The organism is Acinetobacter sp. YH12021, from assembly GCF_013420145.1.
GTDB classification, from domain to species: domain Bacteria; phylum Pseudomonadota; class Gammaproteobacteria; order Pseudomonadales; family Moraxellaceae; genus Acinetobacter; species Acinetobacter towneri.
In genome coordinates, this window is the sequence record NZ_VOYT01000059.1 from 1 (window position 1) to 2,080 (window position 2,080).

Annotated in this window: 1 protein-coding gene; it reads right to left on the bottom strand. The window is 47.7% G+C overall.

Features of this window, described 5'->3' with window-relative positions; all coding sequences use genetic code 11:
• Positions 1-104 precede the first annotated feature (104 nt).
• Entirely contained in the window at positions 105-2,036 is a 1,932-nt protein-coding gene (locus FTT91_RS14430) for an ATP-binding cassette domain-containing protein (RefSeq protein WP_180169696.1), read from the bottom strand.
• Positions 2,037-2,080 lie beyond the last annotated feature (44 nt).

Consider the following 2,080-nt stretch of genomic DNA (forward strand, 5'->3'; position numbering starts at 1 on the left):
AAAAGCAGGAGGAAAATATTAAAAATGGGTGGTTTTAATAAAAAAAAAGAGATGAATAACGCTTGTTACTCATCTCTCAGATAATGGGGGGTATTGAAATAGCGTTAGAAGGACTGCTCCAGACTTTCCAGTTCCATCATCAGTTCCAGCATCTGTTCCTCGGCTGTTTCCAGTTTGGCTTTCAGCTCGGTTTGCTCATTCATCAGTTTGAGCAAATCATTTTTACGTGAGGCTTCATGTAAAGCACTGTCACCCAGTAAAGTTTCAATTTCAGCCAGACGCGGCGTAACCTTTGCAATCTGTGCTTCGCATTTTTCGATATTTTTACGAATCGGGCGGCTCAGTTCCCGCTGGCGTGCCGCTTCCTTACGCTGTGCTTCTTTGTCCAGTTTGGAAATGGTTGCTTTGACTTCGACCTGAGATTTCACCGGCTCGGCTGGCTTCTGCCCGTTTTTGATCATCTCAATGCGGGCCTGACGTAACCAGTCGGCATAAGCGGTCAGATCACCGTCAAATTCACGGCATTGACCATTATGTACCAGCAGCAATTCATCACAGACACTGGCAATCAGCTGGCGTTCATGCGATACCAGCACCACAGCACCTTCAAAATCCTGCAAGGCCATGGTCAATGCATGACGCATATCCAGATCTAAATGGTTGGTCGGTTCATCCAGAATCAACACGTTTGGACGCTGCCAGACAATCAATGCCAGAGCCAGACGGGCACGTTCACCGCCTGAGAAACTTTCACTTGGCGTATCCATGCGTTCGCCGCTAAAACCAAAACTGCCCAGGAAAGAACGTAAGCTGGCTTCACTGATTTTTTTATCGGCAATACGGGCCAGCTGTAACATCGGGCTGGCATTGCCATCCAGTGCATCCATTTGGTGTTGGGCAAAGTAGCCAATATTGAGCAGTTCCGAGTCTTTGCGCAGACCCTGAAGCAATTTTAAATCACCGACCAGCGATTTAATTAGGGTAGATTTACCGGCACCATTCATCCCGAGCAAACCAATCCGGCTGCTTGGCGTGATCTGTAAATTGACATTGGTGACAATCAGCTTGTCACCATAACCAATATCGGCATGTTCCAGTTGCAATAAAGGCGAACTCATTTTGGTCGGTTCACGGAAACTGAAGGTAAATGGTGTATCAACATGGGCAGCAGACAGTTCCTGCATACGCTCCAGCTGTTTGATCCGGCTCTGTGCCTGCTTGGCTTTGGTGGCTTTCGCTTTAAAACGGTCAATATATTTTTGCAGATGTGCGCGGGTTTCCAGCTGCTTTTCATAAGCCTGTTGCTGCTGCGCCAGACGTTCACTGCGGGTACGCTCGAAGGTCGAGTAGTTACCGGTATATAAAATCAGTTCCTGATTTTCAATATGTAAAATATGGTCGGTAATCGCATCGAGAAAATCCCGGTCATGCGAAATCAGCACCAGCGTACCTTCATAGGCTTTCAGCCAGTCTTCGAGCCAGAGAATGGCATCCAGGTCTAAATGGTTGGTCGGTTCATCAAGAAGGAGTAAATCGGAACGGCTCATCAGGGTACGCGCCAGATTCAGGCGCATGCGCCAGCCACCAGAAAAACTTGAAACATCCAGTTGGGATTGATGTTCAAAAAAGCCCAGACCGGCCATCAGTTGCGAAGCTTTGGCCGGCGCAGAATAACCTGAAATTTCATCAAAACGGCCATATAAATGCGCCAGTTCTGCATCATCCAGTTGATCTGGCTGCTCCAGTTTCTGCTGAATATCCCAGTATTCTTCATCGCCGGACAAGACGAAATCAATGGCTTTCATATTCAGCGCTTTGATTTCCTGTGCCATATGCGCCACGGTCCATACCGCAGGACGGGTCAACGAACCGGTGTCTGACTCCATGCCGCCGAGCAAAGCTGAAAACAGGGTCGATTTCCCGGCACCATTGACACCGGTTAGGCCAATTTTCCATCCTGGGTGTAACTGCATCGACGCTTTTTGAAATAAAACACGTCCACCGCGACGTATAGATAACTGGTCTAACTGAATCATTGAGAAATCAAAGCTAAGAAATAAGATGCGCCTATTCTAAAGGA